At 70.6% G+C, this 23,540-nt stretch carries 26 protein-coding genes and 2 pseudogenes; 9 read left to right on the top strand and 19 right to left on the bottom strand.

Annotated features, from left to right (window positions below; translation table 11 throughout):
* Together GT030_RS17355 and GT030_RS17350 are read right to left on the bottom strand one after the other, a co-directional pair.
* A pseudogene (locus GT030_RS17355) lies at positions 1 to 732 on the bottom strand (hypothetical protein); the annotation flags it as partial.
* A 61-nt stretch (positions 733 to 793) separates the two neighbouring features.
* A complete protein-coding gene (locus GT030_RS17350) occupies positions 794 to 1,300 on the bottom strand; it encodes a tetratricopeptide repeat protein (RefSeq protein WP_161201870.1) in 507 nt (168 codons plus the stop codon).
* Positions 1,301 to 1,424: 124 nt separating this feature from the next.
* Here GT030_RS17350 and GT030_RS17345 point away from each other — a divergent pair, with 124 nt between their 5' ends.
* On the top strand, positions 1,425 to 1,832 hold the full coding sequence (locus GT030_RS17345) for a hypothetical protein (RefSeq protein ID WP_190045179.1): 408 nt from the start codon (positions 1,425 to 1,427) through the stop codon (positions 1,830 to 1,832).
* Positions 1,833 to 1,952: 120 nt separating this feature from the next.
* Here the strand turns inward: GT030_RS17345 and GT030_RS17340 are convergent, their stop codons facing one another.
* From GT030_RS17340 to GT030_RS17315, 6 genes are all read right to left on the bottom strand, one after another.
* Positions 1,953 to 3,533: a DUF1996 domain-containing protein gene (locus tag GT030_RS17340; RefSeq protein ID WP_161201869.1), complete on the bottom strand. Its 1,581-nt coding sequence runs from the start codon at positions 3,531 to 3,533 to the stop codon at positions 1,953 to 1,955.
* Positions 3,534 to 3,652: 119 nt separating this feature from the next.
* Positions 3,653 to 4,699, bottom strand: a complete 1,047-nt coding sequence (locus GT030_RS17335; RefSeq protein ID WP_202460196.1) for an NAD-dependent epimerase/dehydratase family protein — start codon at positions 4,697 to 4,699, stop codon at positions 3,653 to 3,655.
* 61 nt (positions 4,700 to 4,760) lie between these two features.
* Positions 4,761 to 5,363: a winged helix-turn-helix domain-containing protein gene (locus GT030_RS17330; RefSeq protein ID WP_161201868.1), complete on the bottom strand. Its 603-nt coding sequence runs from the start codon at positions 5,361 to 5,363 to the stop codon at positions 4,761 to 4,763.
* 436 nt (positions 5,364 to 5,799) lie between these two features.
* Positions 5,800 to 6,831 carry a glutamine synthetase gene (glnII, locus tag GT030_RS17325; protein ID WP_161201867.1) on the bottom strand — a complete coding sequence of 344 codons (1,032 nt, stop codon included), beginning with the start codon at positions 6,829 to 6,831 and terminating at the stop codon, positions 5,800 to 5,802.
* A gap of 359 nt (positions 6,832 to 7,190) precedes the next feature.
* Positions 7,191 to 7,919: a hypothetical protein gene (locus tag GT030_RS17320; protein WP_161201866.1), complete on the bottom strand. Its 729-nt coding sequence runs from the start codon at positions 7,917 to 7,919 to the stop codon at positions 7,191 to 7,193.
* Between the two features lie 97 nt (positions 7,920 to 8,016).
* A complete protein-coding gene (locus tag GT030_RS17315) occupies positions 8,017 to 8,394 on the bottom strand; it encodes an ArsC/Spx/MgsR family protein (protein WP_161201865.1) in 378 nt (125 codons plus the stop codon).
* 211 nt (positions 8,395 to 8,605) lie between these two features.
* On the opposite strand from GT030_RS17315, the gene GT030_RS17310 reads away from it, so the two are divergent.
* Positions 8,606 to 8,911, top strand: a complete 306-nt coding sequence (locus tag GT030_RS17310; protein WP_161201864.1) for a hypothetical protein — start codon at positions 8,606 to 8,608, stop codon at positions 8,909 to 8,911.
* Positions 8,912 to 8,947: 36 nt separating this feature from the next.
* Here the strand turns inward: GT030_RS17310 and GT030_RS17305 are convergent, their stop codons facing one another.
* Complete coding sequence (locus tag GT030_RS17305) at positions 8,948 to 9,688, bottom strand: alpha/beta fold hydrolase (RefSeq protein ID WP_346009665.1); 741 nt, start codon at positions 9,686 to 9,688, stop codon at positions 8,948 to 8,950.
* Between the two features lie 74 nt (positions 9,689 to 9,762).
* On the opposite strand from GT030_RS17305, the gene GT030_RS17300 reads away from it, so the two are divergent.
* Complete coding sequence (locus tag GT030_RS17300; RefSeq protein WP_161201863.1) at positions 9,763 to 10,035, top strand: hypothetical protein; 273 nt, start codon at positions 9,763 to 9,765, stop codon at positions 10,033 to 10,035.
* Here GT030_RS17300 and GT030_RS17295 read toward each other — a convergent pair.
* The 3 genes from GT030_RS17295 to GT030_RS17285 all read right to left on the bottom strand — a co-directional run bounded on the left by GT030_RS17295 (position 10,032) and on the right by GT030_RS17285 (position 12,027).
* Positions 10,032 to 10,628 (bottom strand): hypothetical protein, encoded by a 597-nt coding sequence (locus tag GT030_RS17295; protein WP_161201862.1) that lies wholly within the window; start codon positions 10,626 to 10,628, stop codon positions 10,032 to 10,034. The two genes, GT030_RS17300 and GT030_RS17295, sit on opposite strands and share 4 nt — an antisense overlap.
* Before the next feature lie 3 nt (positions 10,629 to 10,631).
* Positions 10,632 to 11,552: a zinc metalloprotease HtpX gene (gene htpX / locus GT030_RS17290; RefSeq protein ID WP_161201861.1), complete on the bottom strand. Its 921-nt coding sequence runs from the start codon at positions 11,550 to 11,552 to the stop codon at positions 10,632 to 10,634.
* A 214-nt stretch (positions 11,553 to 11,766) separates the two neighbouring features.
* The gene (locus GT030_RS17285; protein ID WP_086690773.1) at positions 11,767 to 12,027 is read right to left on the bottom strand and encodes a hypothetical protein; all 261 of its coding nucleotides are present in this window, start codon (positions 12,025 to 12,027) and stop codon (positions 11,767 to 11,769) included.
* Between the two features lie 273 nt (positions 12,028 to 12,300).
* Here GT030_RS17285 and GT030_RS17280 point away from each other — a divergent pair, with 273 nt between their 5' ends.
* Positions 12,301 to 12,570 carry a hypothetical protein gene (locus tag GT030_RS17280; protein ID WP_161201860.1) on the top strand — a complete coding sequence of 90 codons (270 nt, stop codon included), beginning with the start codon at positions 12,301 to 12,303 and terminating at the stop codon, positions 12,568 to 12,570.
* 60 nt (positions 12,571 to 12,630) lie between these two features.
* Here the strand turns inward: GT030_RS17280 and GT030_RS17275 are convergent, their stop codons facing one another.
* The gene (locus tag GT030_RS17275) at positions 12,631 to 13,734 is read right to left on the bottom strand and encodes a HAMP domain-containing sensor histidine kinase (protein ID WP_161201859.1); all 1,104 of its coding nucleotides are present in this window, start codon (positions 13,732 to 13,734) and stop codon (positions 12,631 to 12,633) included.
* A complete protein-coding gene (locus GT030_RS17270) occupies positions 13,727 to 14,401 on the bottom strand; it encodes a response regulator transcription factor (protein ID WP_161201858.1) in 675 nt (224 codons plus the stop codon). Before GT030_RS17270 ends, GT030_RS17275 begins: the two co-directional genes overlap by 8 nt.
* Before the next feature lie 87 nt (positions 14,402 to 14,488).
* On the opposite strand from GT030_RS17270, the gene GT030_RS17265 reads away from it, so the two are divergent.
* The 3 genes from GT030_RS17265 to GT030_RS17255 all read left to right on the top strand — a co-directional run bounded on the left by GT030_RS17265 (position 14,489) and on the right by GT030_RS17255 (position 17,309).
* On the top strand, positions 14,489 to 15,484 hold the full coding sequence (locus tag GT030_RS17265; protein ID WP_161201857.1) for an endonuclease/exonuclease/phosphatase family protein: 996 nt from the start codon (positions 14,489 to 14,491) through the stop codon (positions 15,482 to 15,484).
* 515 nt (positions 15,485 to 15,999) lie between these two features.
* Complete coding sequence (locus GT030_RS17260; RefSeq protein ID WP_161201856.1) at positions 16,000 to 16,569, top strand: dihydrofolate reductase family protein; 570 nt, start codon at positions 16,000 to 16,002, stop codon at positions 16,567 to 16,569.
* A 314-nt stretch (positions 16,570 to 16,883) separates the two neighbouring features.
* On the top strand, positions 16,884 to 17,309 hold the full coding sequence (locus tag GT030_RS17255; RefSeq protein WP_346009664.1) for a hypothetical protein: 426 nt from the start codon (positions 16,884 to 16,886) through the stop codon (positions 17,307 to 17,309).
* Between the two features lie 181 nt (positions 17,310 to 17,490).
* Here GT030_RS17255 and glnA read toward each other — a convergent pair whose 3' ends face one another.
* Complete coding sequence (glnA, locus tag GT030_RS17250) at positions 17,491 to 18,900, bottom strand: type I glutamate--ammonia ligase (RefSeq protein ID WP_161201855.1); 1,410 nt, start codon at positions 18,898 to 18,900, stop codon at positions 17,491 to 17,493.
* Between the two features lie 211 nt (positions 18,901 to 19,111).
* On the opposite strand from glnA, the gene GT030_RS17245 reads away from it, so the two are divergent.
* A complete protein-coding gene (locus GT030_RS17245) occupies positions 19,112 to 19,579 on the top strand; it encodes an RDD family protein (protein WP_161201854.1) in 468 nt (155 codons plus the stop codon).
* 64 nt (positions 19,580 to 19,643) lie between these two features.
* Here GT030_RS17245 and GT030_RS17240 read toward each other — a convergent pair whose 3' ends face one another.
* The 4 genes from GT030_RS17240 to lipB form a co-directional block, all read right to left on the bottom strand.
* Positions 19,644 to 20,345: a DUF4191 domain-containing protein gene (locus GT030_RS17240; RefSeq protein ID WP_030807686.1), complete on the bottom strand. Its 702-nt coding sequence runs from the start codon at positions 20,343 to 20,345 to the stop codon at positions 19,644 to 19,646.
* A 62-nt stretch (positions 20,346 to 20,407) separates the two neighbouring features.
* On the bottom strand, positions 20,408 to 20,605 hold the full coding sequence (locus tag GT030_RS17235) for a hypothetical protein (RefSeq protein ID WP_030807683.1): 198 nt from the start codon (positions 20,603 to 20,605) through the stop codon (positions 20,408 to 20,410).
* Between the two features lie 230 nt (positions 20,606 to 20,835).
* Positions 20,836 to 21,801 (bottom strand): lipoyl synthase, encoded by a 966-nt coding sequence (lipA, locus tag GT030_RS17230; RefSeq protein ID WP_086694627.1) that lies wholly within the window; start codon positions 21,799 to 21,801, stop codon positions 20,836 to 20,838.
* 121 nt (positions 21,802 to 21,922) lie between these two features.
* Positions 21,923 to 22,717: a lipoyl(octanoyl) transferase LipB gene (gene lipB, locus GT030_RS17225; protein WP_161201853.1), complete on the bottom strand. Its 795-nt coding sequence runs from the start codon at positions 22,715 to 22,717 to the stop codon at positions 21,923 to 21,925.
* A 251-nt stretch (positions 22,718 to 22,968) separates the two neighbouring features.
* Here lipB and GT030_RS17220 point away from each other — a divergent pair.
* Positions 22,969 to 23,540 (top strand): annotated as a pseudogene (locus GT030_RS17220) (regulator); the annotation flags it as partial.

The raw sequence follows: 23,540 nt of genomic DNA, 5'->3' as shown, positions 1-23,540 counted from the left end.
GCCGCCGGGCAGCGCGACCAGCACGCAGGCCACCGCGAGCGCGGCGGCCGCGGCCACCGCGGCCTTGGTGTGCTGGCGGCGGCGCATCAGATCGGTGGGCCGGGCCTGGAGCGAGCAGGCGTCGAACTCGGGGGAGGCGAGCAGCGCGTACTGGGCGGGCACCCCGTTCGCCCCGGCCAGCGCGGACTCGGTACGGGTGACCCCGGCGGCCTTGAGGATCTTGCGCACGTCGTCGTCCGCCAGCCCCTCCAGGCCGCGCAGGACATAGGCGGCGCGAGCCGGGCCGGAGAGGGCCGACAGCTTCTGGTCCAGGGCGAGTTCGTCGGCGCCGCCGGAGCGCGGGAAAAGCCTCAGGCCCCACACCTGGGGGAGCGGAGCCGGGAGCTGGGACGGCTTGGGGAGTCCCTTGCGCGGCTCGGACGCCTCCAGCGCGCTGCGCAGCACCCGGAGCCGGACGAAGTCGTAGCCGGGGTCGCCGTCCCGGCCGGCCGGCTGGGCCGGGATCAGGGCGCGCTGCTTGCGGCCGCGCGGGAGGGCGCGCTGGGCGAGGGCGTGTGCGGTCAGGACCCGGCGCCCCCGGCCGAGAGTGGGCGGGAGCACCAGGTAGGCGAGCCGGACCAGCCGGGGATAGTGCTCGACGAGCGCGGCCTCGGCCCGGCCGACGTCCACGGCCGGGTCCTGGTTCCGGGAGGAGGCGGGTGCGTGACGCTGGGCTACATCCTGTGACTGCACATGGGGGAGAACGAGGCAGACGGCCGTAGGTCACCGCCGCACGGGTGATGTGCGGCCCGGATCACGCCGGTTCGGTCAGCAGACGGGCGTAGTTCGCCATCGACCGCTGGTAGCGCGGGAGATGGGGGGCCAGCGCGCCGAGCACCAGCGAGAGCCCCTCGCGGTCCCGGCCCAGGCTGGACAGGCACAGCCCCAGACAGGCCCGTACCGCCTCGTCCAACTCATCCGATGGCGCGTCCAGTTCGGGAGTGAGCAGGGCGACACCCTCCTCCGCGTGGCCGGTGTTGCGGAGCGAGCTGGCCAGCTGGATCTTCGTCCGGCGGGCCTTGTAGGGGTTCGCCTCCGTCAGGCCGTTGTCCAGGGCCGCGCGGTACAGGCCCACCGCCTCGGCGGAGTGGCCGGTCGAGTCGAAGGCGCAGGCCCGCTCGAACAGGCCCAGCGGGTGGTCCTCGGGCAACTCGTCGGCCAGCTTGTCGATCACGGCACGGAAGCCCGCCGCGTCGTCGTCGGGCCAGGTGTCCAAGGCGGCCCAGGCGGCCGCCACGCGCTCTTCCCAGTCTTGGTCCATCGGGCCACTCTGGCAGGCACGGGGCGTACCGATCCAGGGATTTGAGCATGTCCGGCCTCGCAGCCGTACCCGTTGCGAGGGCTCGGGTGCGGGATGCTCGATCCCACCAGGACCGGAGGAACGGATGAGGATGACCAGCGCGGTGCTCGTGGGCGCCGTGGTGCTGACGCTGGCGGGCTGCGGCGCGGACCAGGACGACACCGCGAAGGTGCCGGCCACCGCGACCGGCAGCCTGGAGAGCCTGGCCGCCGAGGTGAAGTGCCGCCCGGACATGCAGACGGACGCCGACGAGATCCGCCAGGCGCTCTGCAAGAACGCCGACGGAAAATTCGTCCTGGCCACCTTCGCCACCGACCGGGGCCAGCGCGAGTGGATCAACGACGCGAAGGACTACGGCGGTCACTACCTCGTCGGCCGCAAGTGGGTCGCGGTGGGCGACGACGGCGTGGTCAACGCCCTGCGCGGCACGCTCGGCGGCGAGGTCGAGGTGGGCACCGACCACAGCGGGCACGGGGCGAAGCACTCCGGCTGACGCGGTACGCACACGGCGAAGGCCGGTGACGGGAAGCTTCCCGTCACCGGCCTTCTGTCGTGATCCCCTGAGGAGGGGGGGTCTTCAGAGGATCACGAGCTGGGGATCACCTGCCGTGGATCACGAGCAGTTCTGGCCGCGGTTCACACAGTTGGCGATCTTGTTGGCGAGACCGTTCTTCGTGATGGCGATGAAGTCGTCGTGGTCGGTGGAGGGCTTGTGGAGCTGCTCCGGGAAACCGTCCACCGCGTAGGCGTTCTTCACCTGGCCGTTCTCGATGGTGGGCGGCTTGATGTCGTACACCAGCCGCATGGTGAGCTGCGGAATGGCCTTGAAGCCGTTCTGGCAGTTGCCGTTCGCGTCGGCGAACGCCACGTGGGTGCGGTGGTTGGCGCTGTCGGCGTTCTGGCCGTCCCAGCAGCTCTGGAAGGCGAAGGACCGGACGACCTTGCTGCCCTGGGGGCAGATCGGGTACTGCTCGGTGAGCTGGACCTTGTTCTCGAACCCGGTGCAGCTCCAGTGCGCGTTGGCGTTGGCCAGACCGTTGGTGGTGGTCTTCGCGTCACCGGTGATGATCCGCAGGAACTGCGGCATCGCCACGACCTTGCCGGTGGGGCTGCCGACGTACTTGATCTGCGCCTGGACCGGCGTGAGGATCTTGCCGACGTTGCCCTCCTTGCCGCCGCCGTCGTTGTTCTGGTCGAAGTCCTGCGAACCGTCCTGGACGCGGACGACCGGCCAGTAGTACGACGACAGGTCGTTCTTGTTCTGGCAGCTCGTGCCGCCCTGGAGGAACGTGTTGTTGCTGGCGAACGCGTCGATCTTCTGGTTGCCGACGTAGTCGTGCAGGTGGTGCGCGCCGTTCTTCACACCGGGCGCCACGATGACGTTGTCGGTGTTGTGGTTCTTGTTGGTGTTGACACCGCAGCGCGTGGTGAAGGTGCCCCGTGAGGCGTTGCGGGCCTGGCGCGGCTTGGCCTGCACGTTCGGCTGGGCCTTGGTGATGTCGACGAAGTCGGCCGCGACGGGGCCGTTGCCGGCCTGGCCGCCGATGTTGCCGCCCTGCTGACCGCCGTTGCCCTGGCCGCCCTGCTGCTGACCGCCACCCTGCTGCTGGCCACCGTTGTTCTGGCCGCCGCCCTGCTGCTGGCCGCCCTGCTGCTGGCCCCCGCCCTGCTGCTGACCGCCGTTCTGGCCGCCCTGCTGGCCGCCGGCGTTGGTCTGGTCGGCCGGGGTGCCGGTGCAGTTGGCCAGCGTGTCCAGGTCACCCGGGGCGGTGCCGCCCACGCGGGTGATCTCCAGCTTGATCCGGTCCAGGATGTTCTGGCGGCGCTCCTTGAGCGGCTGCAGGATGCTGTTCTGGACGAAGCTCGCGTCCCGGGTCTGCGCGTCCCGCGTGGTCGCCAGGCGCTGGTACGCCTCGGTGATCTGCCGGTCCAGGTTGGACAGTTCACCGGCGACGTCGGTACGGGCCTTGTCCGGCACGTTGGTCAGCTTCTGGCCGACGTCCGGGCAGGAGATCGTGGCGACCTGCGCGGCCGTGGCCTTGGTGCGATTGCCTCCCCACGCGTCGTTCGACTCGTGAGCCGAGGCATAGAAGTTTGCCCAGATCAGCCCGCCCCCGCCGAGCGCTAGGGCCGCCGATGCGGCGGTGACCTTCACGGCCAGCGGCGAGCGGCGTTTACGTATGTTGCGTCCCATGGAACTCCTCTGACTTCCTTGCGGGGCAGCTTCGAGGCGCCCGACAGGAGTGAAGCGGCGCCCTTCCATACGCACGCCGCCCCAGAGGTGTTCACCGGTCTCACAAATATTTCCCAGGTCTACCCGCGCTCGGACGGTGAAATGCCTTCTGAACTGCGGGAGTTGGAATTCGCTGCGAGGGCGGCCGCCTCCTTCTCCGGATCGACGCCCGGCGCCTTGCGCCCCGGCCGCCCGGGCACCTGCCCGCCGATCGAGGTGAGCCAGCGCCAGGTGTCGGCGACCGTCTCGTCCACCGGCCGGCAGTGCAGCCCGCTGGCCAGCGCCCGCGAGACGTCCCCCCGGTGCACACAGGACAGCTCGCCCTCCGGCGGCGCCCATACGGGCAGCTCGGTCCACGGCTCGATCCCGGCCGCGAGGACCGTGCCGGGGTCGGTCCAGCGCAGCTCGGCGGCCGAGCCGGTGACCTCCCGGCACCGCTCCAGCAGCTCCCCCATGGTGGTGTGTCCCGGCGCGCTCGCCAGGTCGTACGGCCCGTTCAGCCCCTTGTCCAGCGCGCTCAGCAGCCAGTCGGCCAGGTCGCGGGCGTCGATGTACTGGATCGGCATGTCGCGCGGACCCGGTGCCAGCACCTCGCCGCCGCGCGCGATCCGGTTCAGCCAGTAGGGGAGCCGGCCGACGTTCTCGTACGGGCCGAGGATCAGGCCGGCCCGGACCAGCAGGGCGCGGTCGGGGCCGAAGGTGTCCAGGACGGCCAGCTCGCCGCCCCGCTTGTCGGCCGCGTAGTCGGTGGCGTCCGCGTCGGCGGCGCCCTCCACGACGGGGCCCTCCTCGGCGAGGCCGCCCAGGGTGGGCCAGGGCCAGGTGTAGACGGAGCGGGTGGATATGTAGGCGTACCGCTCGACACGGTCCTTCAGGAGGCGGGCCGTGTCCAGCACGGTCTTCGGCGCGCCCGTCCAGGTGTCCACGACGGCGTCCCACCGGGTGTCGTCGGCGGTGAGCGCGGCCAGACCCTCGGGTGAGGTGCGGTCACCGTGCAACGACCGTACGTCCGGCGGGGGCTGGCGGTTGCCGCGGTTGAACGCGGTCACCTCCCAGCCCCGCTCCAGCGCGGCCTCCACCACGGCCCGGCCCACGAACTCGGTTCCGCCCAGCACGAGTAGCTTCATGCCGGGGATCATGCCCGGAGCGGACGCGGGCGGCACGCGCGTCCGCTCAGAGCAGATCGGCTCAACCGGCCGACGGGGGCGTGTACTTGTAGCCGACCCGGCGCACGGTCTGGATGGCGTGCCGGTACTGGGCGCCCAGCTTCCGGCGCAGCCGGGCGACGTGCACGTCGACGGTACGGCCGTCGCCGACGTGGCCGTATCCCCAGACCGTGGTGACCAGTTGGTCGCGGGTGTGCACGCGGTGCGGGTGGGCCACCAGATGGGCGAGCAACTCGAACTCCAAGTACGTCAGGTCGAGTTCACGGTCGTCCACATGCGCGATGCGGCGTACGGCGTCGATCCGCACCACCGGCTCGGGGGCGCGCTCGGCCGGGGCGGGGACGGCCACCGGGGCGAAGGGCGGGCGCTGGTCGGCGGGGACCAGGACCAGGTAGCCGACCATCGGCGGGCGGCCGGGGAGGTCGGGCAGGGTGTGCGGCGGGGCGGGCAGCCAGGTGGCGCCGGGCGGCAGCAGGTCCGCCACGGTCTCCGCGACGGCGGGGGCGGGCAGATGCCACTCCTCGTCCCGGTCGACGGCGCGCAGGCGGTGCCGGGGGCCCCCGGCCGGGGCGGCGGGGCGGTCGGTGAGGGTGGTGGCGGAGGACTGAGGACGGTGGGTCGCCATGAGAGGTCAGCTCTTTCGCGCGAGGAGTGTCGTCGGGCGAGGCGGCGGCCCTGACTGTGGTCGGGCGCACGCCTGGGGGACGTTCGTCGTGACGCGCTGGCCGGAGGCCGGGTAGTCCGTGGGGCCGGTGGTGTACGGCGCTCAGGGATCTACGGTGCTCAGAGGGCTCGCGCGGTGGCCGCGCGGCAACACACTCGGTCGAAGTCGTCGTGCTGACGGGAAGGCCAGAACGGCTCCAGGTCCTCACGACCCGTAGCTACGAAGTTCTGGATGCCGACCATGGGCCCATTGAAGCAGACGCGGGCGCCGCGCAGGAGCCTTCTCTCACTCCTTGGACGCCTCCTTGACGCCTTCTTGGCCGAAACCCGCTGCTGGCCGGGGGTACGCCGAAGGGGCGCCCACCGGTTCGGCGGGCGCCCCTTTTCGGCATGTGGGATCAGACCTGGCCGGCCTTCTCCAGCGCGGCGCAGCAGGTGTCCACCAGCAGGCGCGTCACCACGTACGGGTCGACGTTGGCGTTGGGACGGCGGTCCTCGATGTAGCCCTTGCCGTCCTTCTCGACCTGCCACGGGATGCGGACCGAGGCACCGCGGTCGGAGACGCCGTAGCTGTACTCGTTCCACGGGGCGGTCTCGTGCAGGCCGGTGAGGCGGTCGTCGATGCCGGCGCCGTAGTTCTTGACGTGATCCAGCGGCTTGGAGCCCTCGCCGAGCGACTCGCAGGCGGTGATGATCGCGTCGTAGCCCTCGCGCATGGCCTTGGTGGAGAAGTTGGTGTGCGCGCCCGCGCCGTTCCAGTCGCCCTTGACCGGCTTGGGGTCGAGGGTGGCGGAGATGCCGAAGTCCTCGGCGGTGCGGTACAGCAGCCAGCGGGCCACCCAGAGCTGGTCGGAGACCTCCAGCGGGGCGAGCGGGCCGACCTGGAACTCCCACTGGCCGGGCATGACCTCGGCGTTGATGCCGGAGATGCCGAGACCGGCCTTGAGGCAGTTGTCCAGGTGGGCCTCGACGACGTCACGGCCGAAGATCTCGTCGGCGCCGACACCGCAGTAGTAACCGCCCTGGGGGGCCGGGAAGCCGTTCTCCGGGAAGCCGAGCGGGCGGGTGCCGTCGAAGAAGGTGTACTCCTGCTCGATGCCGAAGACCGGCTCCTGGGCGCCGAAGCGCTCCTCGGCCTCGGCGAGCGCGGCACGGGTGTTGGACAGGTGCGGCGTCATGTCGATGTCGAGGACCTCGCACAGCACCAGGATGTCGTCGCCGCCGCGGATCGGGTCCGGGCAGGTGAAGACCGGCCTGAGCACGCGGTCGGAGGCGTGGCCCTCGGCCTGGTTGGTGGAGGAGCCGTCGAAGCCCCAGATCGGCAGCGCGTCGAGACCGGCCGGGGCACCCGTGATGATCTTCGTCTTGGAACGGAGCTTGGCCGTCGGCTGGGTGCCGTCGATCCAGATGTACTCGGCCTTGAAGGTCACGGGGACACATCCTTCGGGGTGGTTCGGGCGCAGACGAGGTGCCGCGACGCCGCGGCACGGACACCGCGTCGATATGTCCGGCAGCGTGCCAACAGCCGATTTCCCGATCATTGCCCGTATGTGAACCCCGTGTTACCTGGGGGTTCTTGTGTCGCGGCTCACCATGGCCGGACATGACGGAGGCGGGGTCCGGAGGCGCCGCCTGTTCCTCCTGCGCGGGTGGGTGCGCAAGGCGGCGACTCACGGACCCCGCCCGTCGGTGCGGGGTGCGGGGTGTGGGAGGCCGGGGAGCGGCCCGGAGCCGACGTCAGGTCGGTCCGGGCCGTCGTCTCACCGGTTTCCGTTCACCTCGTGGCGCCTCACCCCACCTTCTCGATCACGGCACGGCGGATCAGGAACTTGCCCGGCTCCCGGACCTGCTCGAAGGCCGCGTTGTTGAGGAGGGCACAACTGCCGGACACCGAGGCGACCTTGACGGTCGTGGACTTGTTGTTGTCCAGGTTGGTGACCTTCAGCGTGGTCCCGATCGGGAACTGGTTGCTGGACGCGGCCGGGGCGCCGCCCTCGCCGGAGAGCGTGACGGTGGAGCCGTTGCAGACCTGCTGGCCGGAGGCGGCGGCGCCACCGCCGTTGCCCTGCGCCGGCGGGGCGCTCTGCGCGGGCGGAGCACTCTGCTGGCCGCCGGCCTGCTGCCCGCCACCGGCCTGCTGTCCGGCGCCCTGCTGGCCCGCGCCCTGCTGGTTGCCCGCCTGGGAGTCCTGAGCCGACTCCCCAACGGTGCAGCCGGCAGCCTTCTGCTGGACCTTGATCTGCTCGATGACCGCCTCACGGTTGGCGATCCGGGCCGAGGACTGCGCGTCCGGGTTCGCCTTCTGGCCCTCGATGAACTTCTGGTTGTTGCCGAGGGCGGTGGCGAACCCCTGGCACACGGTCGAGTCCGCGGCGGACGACAGGGTCTTGGCGTCCTGCGGGCTCTGCGCCGCGTTCGAGGTGGTCGCCAGGGCGAAGGCCCCACCGCCCGCCACCGCGGCGGCGCTGACGAGCAGCGCGATCTTCTTCTTGGTGCCGAGACTTCTACTGCGCGACATCGGCGCCTCCAGGGGGGTAGGGGAGCGTACGCCGCTATGTACGGGAGGCCCGGCCGCCGTGTCTCAACGGTGACACGCGTCGCTTAAGTGACCTACGTCATACGGCAGTTGGCCCGCCCCGCCCCAGCGCTTCCCGCACCGCCTCCTCCGACCGCGCCACCAGCGCCGTCCCGTCCTCGGCGGTGATGATCGGCCGCTGGATCAGTACGGGATGCCCGGCGAGCGCGGAGATCCACCGCTCCCGCGTCTCCGCGTCCCGCGCCCACTCGCGCATCCCCAGCTCCCCGGCGACACCCTCCCCGGTCCGCGTGATGTCCCACGGCTCCAGCCCGAGCCGCCCGAGCAACTCCCGGATCTCCTCCGCGCTCGGCACGTCCTCCAGATAGCGCCGCACGGTGTACCCGGCTCCCTCGGCGTCCAGCACGTCGAGCGCGCTACGGCACTTGGAACAGGCGGGGTTGATCCAGATCTCCATGCGGGTACGGTACGCGCCGCTCGGCTTGTTCGAATTCCTTGCCCCCTCCTGCCACTCCTGTGACAGTACGTCAATTTCCCGTCCCACCAGCGCATTCAATGCTTCTTCGCGCCCTCCCCGTTGTCAGTGGCGGCCGGTAGACTGGGGCAGTGTTCGAGAGGATTCGCCGGGGGGTTCCGGTGGGTGCTCCGCTCGCCACAGGAGGGTGTCCGTGTCCGTTGCCGCTCTGAGGAACAAGCCGTCGCCGACCCAGTCCACCGCCAGGCGGCCCGTGCCGCTCGACTCGCCGTACACGCCCGCCGTGAAGCGTCCGCTGCCCGCCGGGCAGCCGCGTGAGTGGTACGTGACGCACAACCGGCGCCTGAAGGCCATGCGTCTCGCCATAGCCCTGCTCGACTCGGGCGTCTACCTCCCGGCCCAGGCCCGCGACGAGGCGATACGCGACACGGCCGACAGGCTCGGCGTCCACCCGCCGTCCGCCACGACCTGCCGCATGGTCCGGGCACTGCTCCACTGACCCACCGACCGGGCGCCCCCGAGGGGCGCCCGGCATTCACCCCGGCAGCAGCTCGGCCACCAACCCGCGCCCGTCCTCCGGGTGATCGCGGAACCACAGCCCCAACTGGTGCTCGGCCTGCGGGAGTTCGAAGTGTGAGTACTGCGCTCGCGCGCACAGTGCCTCCTCGATCGCCTTCGTCACCTCTGCCGGGATGACCGTGTCCGTGCCCGGGGTCACCAGGACCGCTCTGCCCTCGAAGGCGCGGAGGGCCGGCAGGGCGGGCGAGTCCCGCCAGCTGTCCGGTGTGCGAAGGACCTTGGTGAAGGTGCCCGTGCCGTCGCCGAACGGCTCGTCCCACGCGGCCGCCGCGAACACCCCCGGTGCGCACAGGCCCACCGAGGCCACCCGGCGTCCGTAGTGCCGTACCAGGTCCGCCACCGTCTGGCCGCTCATGCTGAAGCCGGCCAGGACGAGGGGGCCGGCTCCGGCGTGGGCGTCGATCACCGCGACCGCCTGCTCGAAGCGGCGGCGCAGGCTGAGCCCGGACAGGTGGCCCGTGCTGCGGCCGTGGCCGGAGAAGTCGAAGGCCAGGGCGTGGCAACCCTGCTCGGCGAAGGCCGACAGCAGGGGCAGCAGCCGTTCCTTGCTGCCGGTGCCCGCGCCGTGCAGCAGTACCGCCGTGGGGCCTGCGCCAGGGACTCCCGCGCGTACCGCGCTCAGGCGCTCGCCGTCGCAGTCGACGGTGAACTCATGGACGGCATAGGACAGTTGAGTCGTGCCCTGACACTCACTCACAGTAATCGAATCCGGAAAAGGAGATGCACGCACAGTAGCCGCGCCGGTACGTTGAATCGCCAGGAGGTTCCGTCATGAGCGTTCTCATCGTCGCCGCCACTCTCACTCTGGCCGTCCTCGGCATCGGTGACCACCTCTACTGGCTCGCCGCCGTCGCCCTGCTCTGCCTGTACCTCAGGGGCGGCCGTGGCTCGCCACCACCACCCCCGCCGTCCGGAGGGGGCCCGCCCCCGGAGACGTACCGCGCCTACCGCGACCGCCGTGACCGGCAGGCCAAGTGGGAGCGGCGCTACCGCCGGGAGCGTCCCCATGAGGCGCGGCGGCAGCAGCGGGAGAAGAGCCGCTAGCCCGTCATCCCCGGCGCGTCCCACAGCGGGAACCACCGGGAGGTGTCCTTCTCGATCCGCAGGTCCCCCTCCAGCGTCGACGCCACCTGGAGCTCCAGGGCGTTGTCACGGCGCTGGCGGCCCGGGCGGGTGCACAGCGGGTAGAAGGTGCCTCGCTTGTAGAGGTACACCAGGGCCAGCCGGCGGTCGTCGTCCTGGTCCGCCCGCTCGAAGGCGGCGAGGGAGCACAGCAGCTGGGGGCCGAAACCGTTGGCCTCCAGCGAGCTGTTCACCGCGTGGAGGTCGTTCACCAGCTCGGGGAGCTGCTCGGGGGAGCGGTGGGAGCTGAGCCAGGAGTACCCGTAGTCGTCCTGGGTCAGCTCCACCGGGGGACCCTCGCGCTCGGCGTCGGCGTCCAGCAGCGCCCGTACCTCCCGGTGCGTCTGCTCGAACGCGGCGCCCTCCACCGTCGCGAAGCACACCGCGCCCGCGCCGGTCGGGGTGAACCCGGCCGCCGCCTGGAGGGTGATCGCCGCCGAGGGCAGCGCGAAGAGCTGATCGAGATCGGGCGCCACCGGCTTCGTACGCCCCAGCAGGATGTCCAGCAGACCCAATGATCAGCCCGTCTTCTCGGGGGCGGCGGCCTCGCCCAGCTCCGCGGAGATCCGGCCCAGCTGGGCGAGCCGCTGCTCCAGGGGCGGGTGGGTGGAGAAGATCCGCTCGATGCCCGGCTCCTTGCCGGTCGCGGGGGTGAAGTAGAACGCGTTGAACGCCTGCGCGGTGCGCAGATCCTTGGTCGGAATACGGGCGATCTCGCCGGACACCTTCGTCAGCGCCGACGCCAGCGCCGAGGGGCGGCCGGTCAGATGCGCGGCCGCGCGGTCGGCGGCCAGCTCGCGGTACCGGGACAGCGCCCGGATCAGCAGGAAGCTGATCGCGTACACGGCCGCCGAGACCCCGATCACCGCGGCGAAGACCGCGGCGGTGTTCTGGTCGCGCCGGCCACCGCCGAAGAGCTGCGAGTAGAACATGAACCGGACGACCAGCCCGGCGATCACGCCCAGGAACGACGCGATCGTGATCACGGCCACGTCCTTGTGCGCCACGTGCGACAGCTCGTGCGCCAGCACACCCTCCAGCTCGGCCGGCTCCAGCCGCCGCAGCAGGCCGGCGGTCACACAGACCACCGCGTGATCGGGGTTCCGGCCGGTGGCGAACGCGTTCGGCATGTCCAGCTCGGACACGGCGATCACCGGCTTCGGCATGTCCGCGATCGCGCACAGCCGGTCCACCACCGCGTGCAGCTCGGGATACTGCTCCCGCTCCACCACATGCCCGCGCATCGCGAACATGGCGATCTTGTCGGAGAACCAGAACTGGGCCACGAACATCACGGCCACCAGCACCGCGACCAGGACCCACGACTTCAGCAGCACGATCAGCGCGGCGACGAACGCCACGTACAGCAGCCCGAGCAGAAACATGGTGACCGTCATCCGTACGGTCAGCCGGCGGTCACTGCGAAATCGGCTCCGCATCGCGCATCACCCCACACTCGACCTCGCCCCCGCAGATCCAGTGTGCACCCGGCGCGGCCCATGCCGGTGGCCGCCGCCGGCAAAGGCTTCCCCCCACTTCACCGGCGGACCACCCCGGCCCGGTCGAGCAGCGCCGCGACCTTCGGCTCCGCAACGGCCCCAGTCGGCCCGCGCCCGCCAGTCCAGCTCCAGCCACTGAGCCGGGTCCCTGCCGTTAATAGGGCGACCTCATCTGCGCCCACCCCAGCAGCAGGATCACCGCGGCCACACACCCCAGGACCACCACCGTCGACACCCACGAGCTTCGGCGCGAGCCGCGGACCGGGGTCGGGTCGGCGCGGAAGGGCAGCGGGGCCGGGGGATTGTCCTTCCAGCGGGCCGCGAGCATGCGGGCCCGGGCGGACGGCTCCTTGTGTTCGGCGGAGTCGGCCCATCCGATGTCGAACTCCCGCTGCCAGTCGTCCTGCTCGGCCATGTCGCGCAACCCTTCCCGGAGACGGGGTCCATGATCCCCTGAGAGTAGGAAGCGCGAGCGGCGGAAAAGGTTGCACCCTTTCCGGCTCCGGATGCCGACCCGGAGGTGCTCACCTAGCATCGGGAGAGTGCCGCAGAGCGGGACGCGCTGCAGCGTCGTCCCGGCCGACCGAAGGCGGCCAGCCCACCGACCGCGCGGACTCCCACTCCGAGTGCGCGGCCATCCGAACCGTGCAGTGTCGCATTGCACGCGGGGTGGAAGGAAGGTACGTCCATGAATGCACACCGCGCCAAGCGCCTCGTCGCGGCATCCGCCGCCGGTCTCCTCCTGGCAGCAGGCGGAGCCATCGCCACCACCGGCACGGCCTCGGCCACCACGGCCCAGGTGCCGACCAATCGCGGCTGCGGCTGGTGGGGCAACTGCGGCTACGGCAACGGCTATGGCTACGGCTACGGCTTCGGCCCCGGCTACGGCTTCAACAACGGCTTCGGCCCCGGGTACGGCTACAACAACGGGGGCGTCGTGGTGGTCGTCGTCCCTTGACGATCACGACAGAGTGACAACAGAGGGCCGTCACCCCCGCCGGGGTGGCGGCCCTCCTCGTCACCTGGCGCCGCTCACCGGCAGCTCCACCGTGATCCGGAGCCCGCCCGAGGGGCGCGGGGTGAGCGTCAGGGTGCCGTCGTGCGCGTGGGCGACGGTCTGGACGATCGCCAGGCCGAGCCCGGCCCCCGCGTGGTCGGTGTGCACACGCTCGGTACCGCGCTGGAAAGGTTCGGTGAGCGTCGCGGCCAGCTCTGGGGAGAGGTGCTCGCCGGTGTTCTCCACGGTGAGCGTCACGGCGTCGGAGCGGACGGCCGTACGGACCCACACCCGGCCCCGGCCAGGCACGTTGTGCACGATCGCATTGTGTACGAGGTTCATGGTGAGCTGGAGCAGCAGCGCCTCGGAGCCCGTGGTGGGCGCGAACTCTCCCGAGGTCTCGATGGTGATGCCATGCTTCTCAGCGAGCGGCAGCAGCGTCTCCGTGGCCTCCTCCGCCAGCAGGGACAGATCGACGTCGTCCCGCTCGAAGGACCGCTGCTCGGCCCGGCTGACCAGGAGCAGCGCCTCGGTGAGGTCGATCGCGCGGGCGTTGACGGCGTGGAGGCGGTCGAGGAGTTCGGCGGTGTCCCGCTCCGGGCCGGTGCGGGCCACGTCCAGCAGGGCCTTGGAGATCGCCAGCGGGGTGCGCAGCTCGTGCGAGGCGTTGGCCGCGAAGCGCCGCTGCTCGGCCACGTGCGCGTCGAGGCGGGCCAGCATCGTGTCGAAGGCGTCGGCCAGCTCGCGGAACTCGTCCCTCCGTCCCGGCAGCCGGATGCGGTGCGAGAGGGAACCGTTCGCGGCCTTGCGGGTCGCCTCCGTGACGCGGGTCAGTGGCGCGAGCATGCGGCCCGCCAGGAACCACCCGCCCACCAGGCCGAAGACCAGCAGGAACGCCATCACCGCCGTCGCGCGGGGCGCGAAGACGCGTAGCAGGTTGGACCGGACCGGGAAGACGTCGTACCTGACCGGCGTGCCCGAGGGCACGATGAGCGCCCGCTCGGGCACGTACCGCAGCAGGAACAGCCACACCGCGGCGAGCAGCAGGCCGCCCGCGAGCATGAGGAACCCGGCGTAGCTGAGGGTGAGCCGGAGGCGGACGCTCGGCCCCGGCGCCCTACCCACGCCCGCTCCCGGCGTCGATGCGGTACCCGACCCCCGGCACGGTGGCGATGAGCCAGGGTTCGCCGAGCCGCTTGCGCAGGGCGGAGACGGTGATGCGTACGGCGTTGGTGAACGGGTCGGCGTTCGCGTCCCACGCCCGCTCCAGGAGTTCCTCCGCGCCGACCACCCCGCCCTCGGCGGCGACCAGCACCTCCAGCACCGCGAACTGCTTCCTGGTCAGCGCGACGTGGCGCCCGTCCCGCTGGACCTCCCTGCGGAACGGGTCGAGCCGCAGCCCCGCGATCTCCCGTACGGGCGGCCGGTGATGAGCCCGTCTGCGGTCCAGCGCCCTCAGCCTGAGCACGAGTTCTCGCAGGTCGAAGGGTTTGGTGAGGTAGTCGTCGGCGCCGAGCCCGAAGCCGGACGCCTTGTCGTCCAGCCGGTCGGCCGCGGTGAGCATGAGGATCGGCATCCCGCTGCCGGAGGCGACGATCCGCCGCGCGACCTCGTCGCCGGAGGGGCCGGGGATGTCCCGGTCGAGCACGGCGATGTCGTACGCGTTGATCCCCAGCAGCTCCAGCGCGGTGTCCCCGTCGCCCGCGATGTCCGCCGCGATCGCTTCCAGGCGCAGCCCGTCCCGGACGGCCTCCGCCAGATAGGGCTCGTCCTCGACGATCAGCACACGCATGCCATCGAGGCTACGAGGGGTTGCGTATCGTCCGCGTATCGGAAACCGCATACGCCCCCGCAACATCGCGCCGTCTTCGCTGGGCGCATGATGCGAAACGCGCTCCGCGCCGGTACCCGCCCGGAGCCCTGGAAGCGCGGCCCGGTACTCACGGCGCTGGCGCTGCTGCTCGGCCTGGTCCTCCTGCTGCACGCGACGATCACGGATCACGCGGGCCTGGGGAGCCTGGTGGAGAACGTCCTGCCGTGGCTCGGCGTATTCATCCCGGTCCTCCTGGCCGTCGCATGCCTGCGCCGTTCCCTGTCCGCCGTGACCGCGCTCCTGCTGCCGGCCGTGGTCTGGACGACCCTCTTCGGCGGCCTCCTCCGAGACAAGTCCCACCCGGGCGGCGACCTCACCGTGGCCACCCACAACGTCGGCGCCGCCAACCCCGACCCGACCGCCACCGCCCATGCCCTGGCCGCCTCCGACGCCGGCCTCCTGGCCCTGGAGGAACTGACCCCGGGGGCAACCCCGTTGTACGACAAGACGCTGGCGCCGCTGTACCCCTACCACGTGGTCCTCGGCACCGTCGGCCTCTGGAGCAAGCTTCCCCTCGGGGCCGCCCACCCGATCGACATCATGAACTACGGCCCGCTGGCCGCCACCAAGCCGGCCGCCGCGAAGCTCCCCGAGAACCGGGCCCTGCGCACCACGGTCACCACCCCGGACGGCCCCCTGGCGGTCTACGTGGCCCACCTCGGCTCCGTCCGCCTCCTGCCCCGCACCGGCTTCTGGACCGCCAGCCGCGACATCGGCGCCGCGGCCCTGACGAAGGCCGTCACCGCCGACCCCAGTCCCCGGGTCCTCCTCCTGGCCGACCTGAACGGCACCTGGGACGACCGCGCCTTCAACGGTCTCCGCGCCCACCTGGACTCGACCCAGCGGACTTCCGGCACCGGCTTCGGCTTCACCTGGCCGGCCGCCTTCCCGCTGGCCCGCATCGACCAGATCCTGTACCGGGGGGTGGAGGCCAACCGTTCCTGGACCCTCCCCGGCACGGGAAGCGACCACTTGCCGGTGGCGGCCACGCTGACCTGGTGAAACAGAACCGCCCCCGCCTCCACGAGGGAGACGGGGGCAGCGCCTGGCTTCAAGCAGCGGCGATCACACGTCGTAGAAGTGATGGTGCAGCGTCTCTACCTTGACTGCCCCTTTGCGTTATGGCTCTGACCAGGAGGAACGCAGTTGTTGTCTGTCGTCGTTGGTGGTCGCCGGCTATCCCCGGACGGCCCGGAGACGGCCCGGAGGCCGCCCACACAGGTGGCCTCCGCGTTCCACTATTTCAACGGCCCCCATGGATGGACGTCGCGTGGCCACCCGCTCCGCGCACAGTGACCACCACTTGGCCTCACTGGCTCTAGTGCCGCGTCAGGCAACGTTTGTGACGTTCGTCGTTGACCCTGAGCCGACGGTAGGTGATGCGGCACCGTGCATCGAAGTCGAGCGTTATGGGCGGCGTCAAAGTGGGTGCGATCGCGCCGATGAGAAATGGCGCTGGCAGTGGTCTGAGTACTGTCCGGCGAACGCTGGGCGCGCCTCAACGGAGATGCAACGGGATGAGACCACTTCGATACTCGATCAACGTCACGCTCGATGGCTGCTGCCATCACGAGGCAGGGCTCCCCCCGGACGAGGAGTCGATGCGCTACTGGACCGCTGAGATGGAGCGAGCCGATGCCCTGCTATTCGGCCGGGTGACCTACGAGATGATGGAGTCGGTGTGGCGGAAGCCGGCCACGGGCACGTGGCCTGACTGGATGGATGAGTGGCAGATCCCGTTCGCCGAGACCATCGACCGGGCGAAGAAGTACGTCGTGTCGAGCACGCTGAGCGGGGTCGATTGGAATGCCGACCTGGTGCGAGGCGACTTGGGGCAAGCGGTTCAGCGGCTCAAGCAGGAGTCAGGCGAGGGCCTGTGGGTGGGTGGCGTGACGCTCCCCCTGGCGTTGGCAGATCTGGGACTGATCGACGAGTACGAGTTCCTTGTTCAGCCGGTCCTTGCCGGACATGGGCCGACGTTGCTCGCCGGTCTGCGCGAGCGCATCCAACTCGAGCCCGTGGACCGCCAAGTGTTCCGGTCGGGGGCAGTAGCCCAGCGATACCGGCCCACGCGAGTTACGGCTTGACGTGATTTGTCCTGGCACGTCGGCCGCTCCCTCGCGACGGAACGACGGATCGGGGTCGCCTTGCCCCGCACTGGCCGTGTCCCCGAACGGCGGACATATCGACGGGGGACATCGCCCCGAGGTGCCGGTAGCGGACAGGGCAAACATTGCCTGACGTGGCATTAGGAGCGGTCCCGGTCCCACTAACACAACTGGCCGACGGCTAGCGCTTTTGAAGGCGGCAGCTATGCGGGGGTGCCGCCTCTTTGGGCATGGGGTGGGGGGGACTGTCAAGCTAAGGCGCTGACCAGGCCACATGGGGTTTGCTGGCGTTGGTGTCCTACAAGCGCGGCGTGCGGGCCACCATGTTCGCGTGGGGTGACAAGGGCCTCCACTACTTCGTGGGTGAAGGCTCCGACGCCCGGATCGTCTCCGGGGCGTTCATCGACGCGCCCGGCGCGGTGGTCGTCGCGGCTCGCGCCCGCTCCGTCCGGGAGAAGGCGGGGCTGTTGGCCTACGATCTGCTCGCCGACGTGGCGGCGGTCGTCGCGGAGAAGGAAGAGCGGGTGTGGAACGAGCGGATCGCCGCCCGCCTCGCCGAACTCCGCCCCGACATCTACGGCGGGTGGAAGGGCGAGAACGTGACCAGCGCGTTGAAGCTGCACGGCATCCGGACGCGGGACGTGGCGGGCACGACGGACGACGGCACCCGCACCACCCGGCGCGGCATCGCTCCCGCCGATGAGTGCACCGGATGCTGACACCACCCCCGGCGGAGCCGAGTCGCTGATCTGAGCGACAGCCCGGCCGTGCCCCTGGCCATCGTTCGCTGTGCGGGGCCCGAAACAGGCCGTCGGCCGTGCCCTTCCGGCGAGGAAGAACACGGCCGACGGCCCACACACGGCCCAGGGGAGCGGAAACCCGCTCTGACCTGGGGCGATATCACACGTCGTAGTACAGCTCGAACTCGTGCGGGTGCGGACGGAGCTGCAGCGGGGCGATCTCGTTGGTCCGCTTGTAGTCGATCCACGTCTCGATCAGGTCCGGGGTGAAGACGTCGCCCTGGAGGAGGAACTCGTGGTCGGCCTCGAGGCGGTCGAGGACGGCCGGGAGGGAGGTGGGGACCTGGGCGACGCCGGCGTGCTCCTCGGGGGCCAGCTCGTAGAGGTCCTTGTCGATCGGCTCGGCCGGCTCGATCTTGTTCTTGATGCCGTCCAGGCCCGCCAGGAGCAGCGCGGAGAAGGCGAGGTACGGGTTGCCGGAGGAGTCCGGCGCCCGGAACTCGACGCGCTTGGCCTTCGGGTTGGAGCCCGTGATCGGGATACGCATCGCCGCGGAGCGGTTGCGCTGCGAGTACACCAGGTTGATCGGCGCCTCGAAGCCCGGCACCAGACGGTGGTAGGAGTTCACCGTCGGGTTGGTGAAGGCCAGCAGCGACGGCGCGTGCTTCAGGATGCCTCCGATGTAGTAGCGCGCCATGTCCGACAGGCCCGCGTAACCGGCCTCGTCGTAGAAGAGCGGGGCGCCACCCGACCACAGCGACTGGTGCACGTGCATGCCCGAGCCGTTGTCACCGAAGATCGGCTTCGGCATGAAGGTCGCGGTCTTGCCGTTGCGCCAGGCCACGTTCTTCACGATGTACTTGAAGAGCTGGAGGTCGTCCGCGGCGGCCAGCAGCGTGTTGAACTTGTAGTTGATCTCGGCCTGGCCGGCCGTGCCCACCTCGTGGTGCTGGCGCTCGACCTTGAGGCCGGCCTTGTCCAGCTCCAGGGAGATCTCGGCACGCAGGTCGGCGAAGTGGTCGACCGGCGGGACCGGGAAGTAGCCGCCCTTGTAGCGGACCTTGTAACCCCGGTTGTCCTCGAGCGCGCCGGTGTTCCAGGCACCTGCCTCGGAGTCGATGTGGTAGAACGCCTCGTTCTCGGCGGTCTTGAAGCGCACGCTGTCGAACACGTAGAACTCGGCCTCGGGGCCGAAGAACGCGGTGTCGGCGATACCGGTGGACGTGAGGTACGCCTCCGCCTTCTTTGCCACGTTGCGCGGGTCACGGGAGTACTGCTCGCCCGTGATCGGGTCGTGGATGAAGAAGTTGATGTTCAGCGTCTTGTCGCGGCGGAAGGGGTCCACGCGGGACGTCGACAGGTCCGCGCGCAGCGCCATGTCGGACTCGTGGATGGCCTGGAAGCCGCGGATCGACGAACCGTCGAACGCCAGCTCCTCGTCCGGGTCGAACGCCTCGACGGGGACGGTGAAGTGCTGCATGACGCCCGGCAGGTCGCAGAACCTGACGTCGACGAACTTGACGTCCTCGTCCGCGATGAACTTCTTGGCCTCGTCGGCGTTCTGGAACATCCAGCTCCTCCTACTCCCGACCGTTCCCGCCGGGGTGGTAGATCGTCTCGTGCGGCCAGTGCGGTGGCACACGCTGGTCCCGACCCTAGGGACCGGTGATTTCTCGGGCGTGACTCGTTTGTTTCGCAGAAGTTAACCAGCCACTCCTCCACCGTAGCCCCGACCCACCCCTGCGCGTACTGCCCGAAAGCGGGCGCAGTACCGTGGTCGGGTGGACAACAGGGAAGTGATGGGGTCGTGGCTCTCCGGGCCGAGGGCGGCCATGGAAGAAGCGGGCGCCGACTTCGGCTACCGGGGCCAGCAGCTCGGCCTGCCGGAGACCGGACCGAACTCGATCGCCCGTCCGGGTCGCCGGCTCGGCGCGCTCGCCGTGGACTGGGGGCTGTGCGTGCTGATCGCATACGGCCTGATCACGCACGGCAACTCCCCGGCCACCAGCAACTGGGCCCTGCTCGTCTTCTTCGCGATGAGCGTGCTCACCGTGGGCACCCTCGGCTCCACGCCGGGCAAGCGCCTCTTCGGGCTGCGCGTGGTCGCCCTGGAGACCGGCACCGTCAACCCGCTGCGCGCCCTGCTGCGCACCTTCCTGCTCTGCCTGGCCGTCCCCGCGCTGGTCTGGGACCGCGACGGCCGCGGCCTGCACGACCGGCTCGCCAGGACCGTCGAGGTCAGGATCTAGCAGCGTCGGACACGAGAAGGGGCGCCCGGAGGATCTCCGGGCGCCCCTTGTCATGTCGGAGGAACTAGCGGCCCCTGCCGCCGCCCTTCGGCATCCGCATGCCCTTCGGCATCGGACCCTTGGGAAGCGGCATGTTGCTCATCAGGTCGCCCAGCGCCCGCAGCCGGTCGTTGGTGGCGGTCACCTGGGGGCCGGTCAGCACCCGCGGGTACTTGAGCATGGTGGTCCGCAGCTTCTTCAGCGGGACCTGGCCCTCACCGTCACCGACGATCACGTCGTGCACCGGCACGTCCGCGACGATACGGTTCATCTTCTTCTTCTCGGCCGCCAGCAGGCTCTTCACCCGGTTCGGGTTGCCCTCGGCCACCAGCACGATGCCGGCCTTGCCGACCGCGCGGTGCACCACGTCCTGGCTGCGGTTCATCGCCACCGCGGGGGTGGTCGCCCAGCCCCGGCCGATGTTGTCCAGTACCGCGGCCGCCGCACCCGGCTGGCCCTCCATCTGCCCGAACGCGGCCCGCTCGGCCCGGCGCCCGAACACGATCGCCGTCGCCAGCAGACCGAGCAGCAGGCCCAGGATGCCGCCGTAGACGGGGTGCCCGATCAGGAAGCCGATCACGAGGAGGACGGCGAAAATGCCGAGCCCGACAGCCGCGAGTACAAGACCGATCGTCTTGTCGGCCTTGCGGGTCATCTTGTACGTGAGGGCGATCTGCTTCAGTCGCCCTGCGCTCGCGGCGTCCGCCGCGGTTTCCTTCCTCGCCATGCCCACGAGTCTACGTGGCCGCGGGAGCACTCTCGACGGCGGTGCCCGGCGTAGGGCGGGGGTTACGGACGGGTGGCGGCGCGGTCCAGGAACTGCTGCGCCTCGACCCGGTCCTTGGCGCGGCGGCGGTCCTCCAGGACGGAGGTCCAGGCGTTGCGGCGGGCGGTGCGCTGGCCGCCCTGAAGCAGCAGCGTCTCGACCGCGCGGAGGGCGACGGTGAAGGACGGAATGGCGGTGGCGCGGACGGGTGCGGCCTGCATGAGCGAGGTCCCCCCTCGGTACGGGTGGTGTACGGGGCGTGATTCCAGGGTCACTGTTCGGTGTTACCAGTGCGTGACCGACCGGTCAAACGGTGGTGAAGCCTCGGCTGGGGTTCCCCACACGCCGACGCGGCCCCGCCATGCGTCCTCATCAGCGAGGACGGACGGGACCGCGTCGACTCGGCCATTACTGGCCAGTAGGAACTTGTGCGTGATTTCACACGACTCGCTCACACCGCCTGGGCGGCGATGTAGTTACCACGCTTCTCGATCGCCATCTGGTAAAGGCGCCCGGCGCGGTAGGAGGAACGGACCAGGGGGCCCGACATCACACCGGAGAAGCCGATCCGCTCGGCCTCCTCCTTCAGCTCCACGAACTCCTGCGGCTTGACCCAGCGCTCGACGGGGTGGTGGCGCACGGAGGGGCGCAGGTACTGGGTGATGGTGACCAGCTCGCAGCCGGCGTCGTGGAGCTGCTGGAGCGCCTCCACGACCTCCTCGCGGGTCTCGCCCATGCCCAGGATCAGGTTGGACTTGGTGACCAGGCCGAAGTCGCGGGCCTCGGTGATGACCTTCAGTGAGCGCTCGTAGCGGAAGCCGGGACGGATGCGCTTGAAGATGCGCGGGACCGTCTCGACGTTGTGCGCGAAGACCTCGGGGCGGGACTCGAAGACCTCGGCGAGCTGCTCGGGCACCGCGTTGAAGTCGGGGGCCAGCAGCTCGACCTTGGTTCGGCCGGCCTCGCGGCCCGCGGTCTGGGCGTGGATCTGGCGCACGGTCTCGGCGTACAGCCAGGCGCCGCCGTCCTCGAGGTCGTCGCGCGCGACGCCGGTGATCGTGGCGTAGTTGAGGTCCATGGTGACCACGGACTCGCCCACGCGGCGCGGCTCGTCCCGGTCCAGGGCCTCGGGCTTGCCGGTGTCGATCTGGCAGAAGTCACAGCGCCGGGTGCACTGGTCGCCACCGATGAGGAAGGTCGCCTCGCGGTCCTCCCAGCACTCGTAGATGTTCGGGCAGCCGGCCTCCTGGCACACGGTGTGCAGGCCCTCGCTCTTCACGAGGTTCTGCATCTTGGTGTACTCGGGTCCCATTTTCGCCCGCGTCTTGATCCACTCGGGCTTGCGCTCGATGGGGGTCTGGCTGTTACGGACCTCCAGGCGCAGCATCTTGCGTCCGTCGGGTGCGACTGCGGACACGACCGGCTCCCTGCTTGTTGCGAAGTAAGTCTTCGATTCTTCGGCGTACACCAGGGTACGCCCGTGTTCATGGGGTCCTACCGGGGGCGAAAACCTCGCGGACGCAGGCCGCATTCCCGGATCAGACCGCGGCGGGCTTCTCGATCACCCTGGGGGCGAGGACGGCCTCGGCCATGACCTCGCGCAAGTGGCGTTCGACCACGGGCACGACCTCCTCGATCGTGACGTTCCGGCCCAGCTCGTTGGCGAGCGAGGCGACACCGGCGTCCCGGATGCCGCAGGGGATGATGCGGTCGAACCAGCGGTTGTCCGGGTTCACGTTGAGGGCGAAGCCGTGCATGGTGACGCCCTTGGCCACGCGGATGCCGATCGCGGCGATCTTGCGGTCCTCGCGGCGCTGGCCCGCGTTGGAGGGGGCGTACTCCGGCCCGTTCATCCGGGGGTCGAACTCCTCGTCGGCGATCCGGGGATCGAAGTCGAGGGAGAGACCGCCGAGGCGCTGCTCGACCGGGTCGCCCAGCACCCACACGCCGCTGCGGCCCTCCACACGGGTGGTCTCCAGCCCGTACTCCGCGCAGGCGCGGATCAGGGCCTCCTCCAGGCGGCGCACATGGGCGATGACGTCCACGGGGCGGGGGAGCTTCTGGATCGGGTAGCCGACGAGCTGGCCCGGACCGTGCCAGGTGATCTTGCCGCCCCGGTCCACATCGATCACGGGGGTGCCGTCCAGCGGGCGCTCGCTCGGGTCGGTGCGGCGGCCGGCCGTGTACACCGGGGGGTGTTCCAGCAGCAGCACGGTGTCGGGGACCTCGTCGGCGAACCGGGCGGCGTGCACCCGGCGCTGCTCGTCCCACGCCTCCTGGTAGTCGACGGCGTCCGCGCCGAATCCCATGTGGACGAACCGCAAGTCACTCACGGCAAGCGCCTCCCTAAGCCGGGCACCCCTCGTCGGGTCTGTCAGGCGCGTTCGGCGCCCACGCCACTGTACGTCCGGACGGGTGACGTCAGCCGCGCGGGTAATCCTCACACGATCGGATGAATGCACGGCGAACTGTGCGACGACTTGTTCACTCTCCGCTACATTCGCGCCGTTCGTGAGGCCAAAAGGGCTGTTCACAGCCCGTCCCGGCACCTCAGTGGCCTGTCAGGCAGGAGACCGCACCGCACATGACGGACCGACCCGCGCAGCGCACCCCCAACCGCCAGCTCGCCGCGCTCATCGCAGAGGCGGGGTTCTCCAACGCGGGTCTGGCCCGTCGCGTCGATCAGCTCGGCCTGGAACACGGGCTGGACCTCAGATACGACAAGACCTCCGTCACCCGCTGGCTGCGCGGCCAGCAGCCGCGCGGGACCACTCCCGCGCTGATCGCCGAGGTCTTCACCCGCCGCCTCGGCCGCCGGCTCACCGCCCAGGACCTCGGGCTGGACGCGTGCGCGCCGGTGTACGCCGGGCTGGAGTTCGCGGGCACGCCCGAGGAGGCCGTCGACATCGTCAGCGGGCTGTGGCGCAAGGACTCGGGCAGCCACGCCGAACTGCGCAAGATCGCGTTCACCCCGGCGGGGCTGGTCGTGCCCAGCCGGGACTGGCTGATCGGCAAGGCCGACGACCGGGTGGCGCGCGAGCCTGCCGTCCGGGTACCGGCGCAGGCCGGGCCCGCACGCGCCCCCGCACCCCCCGCCGAGCGCCCCTCCGGGCACCGGGTGACCGGCGGGGACCTCGCCGCGCTGCGCTCGGTGGG

Origin of the sequence: Streptomyces sp. SID1328 (assembly GCF_009865595.1) — a bacterium.
GTDB lineage: Bacteria > Actinomycetota > Actinomycetes > Streptomycetales > Streptomycetaceae > Streptomyces > Streptomyces griseoluteus.
Note: the sequence above shows the minus strand (reverse complement) of the source record. Positions and strands in the feature narration are given on the sequence as shown.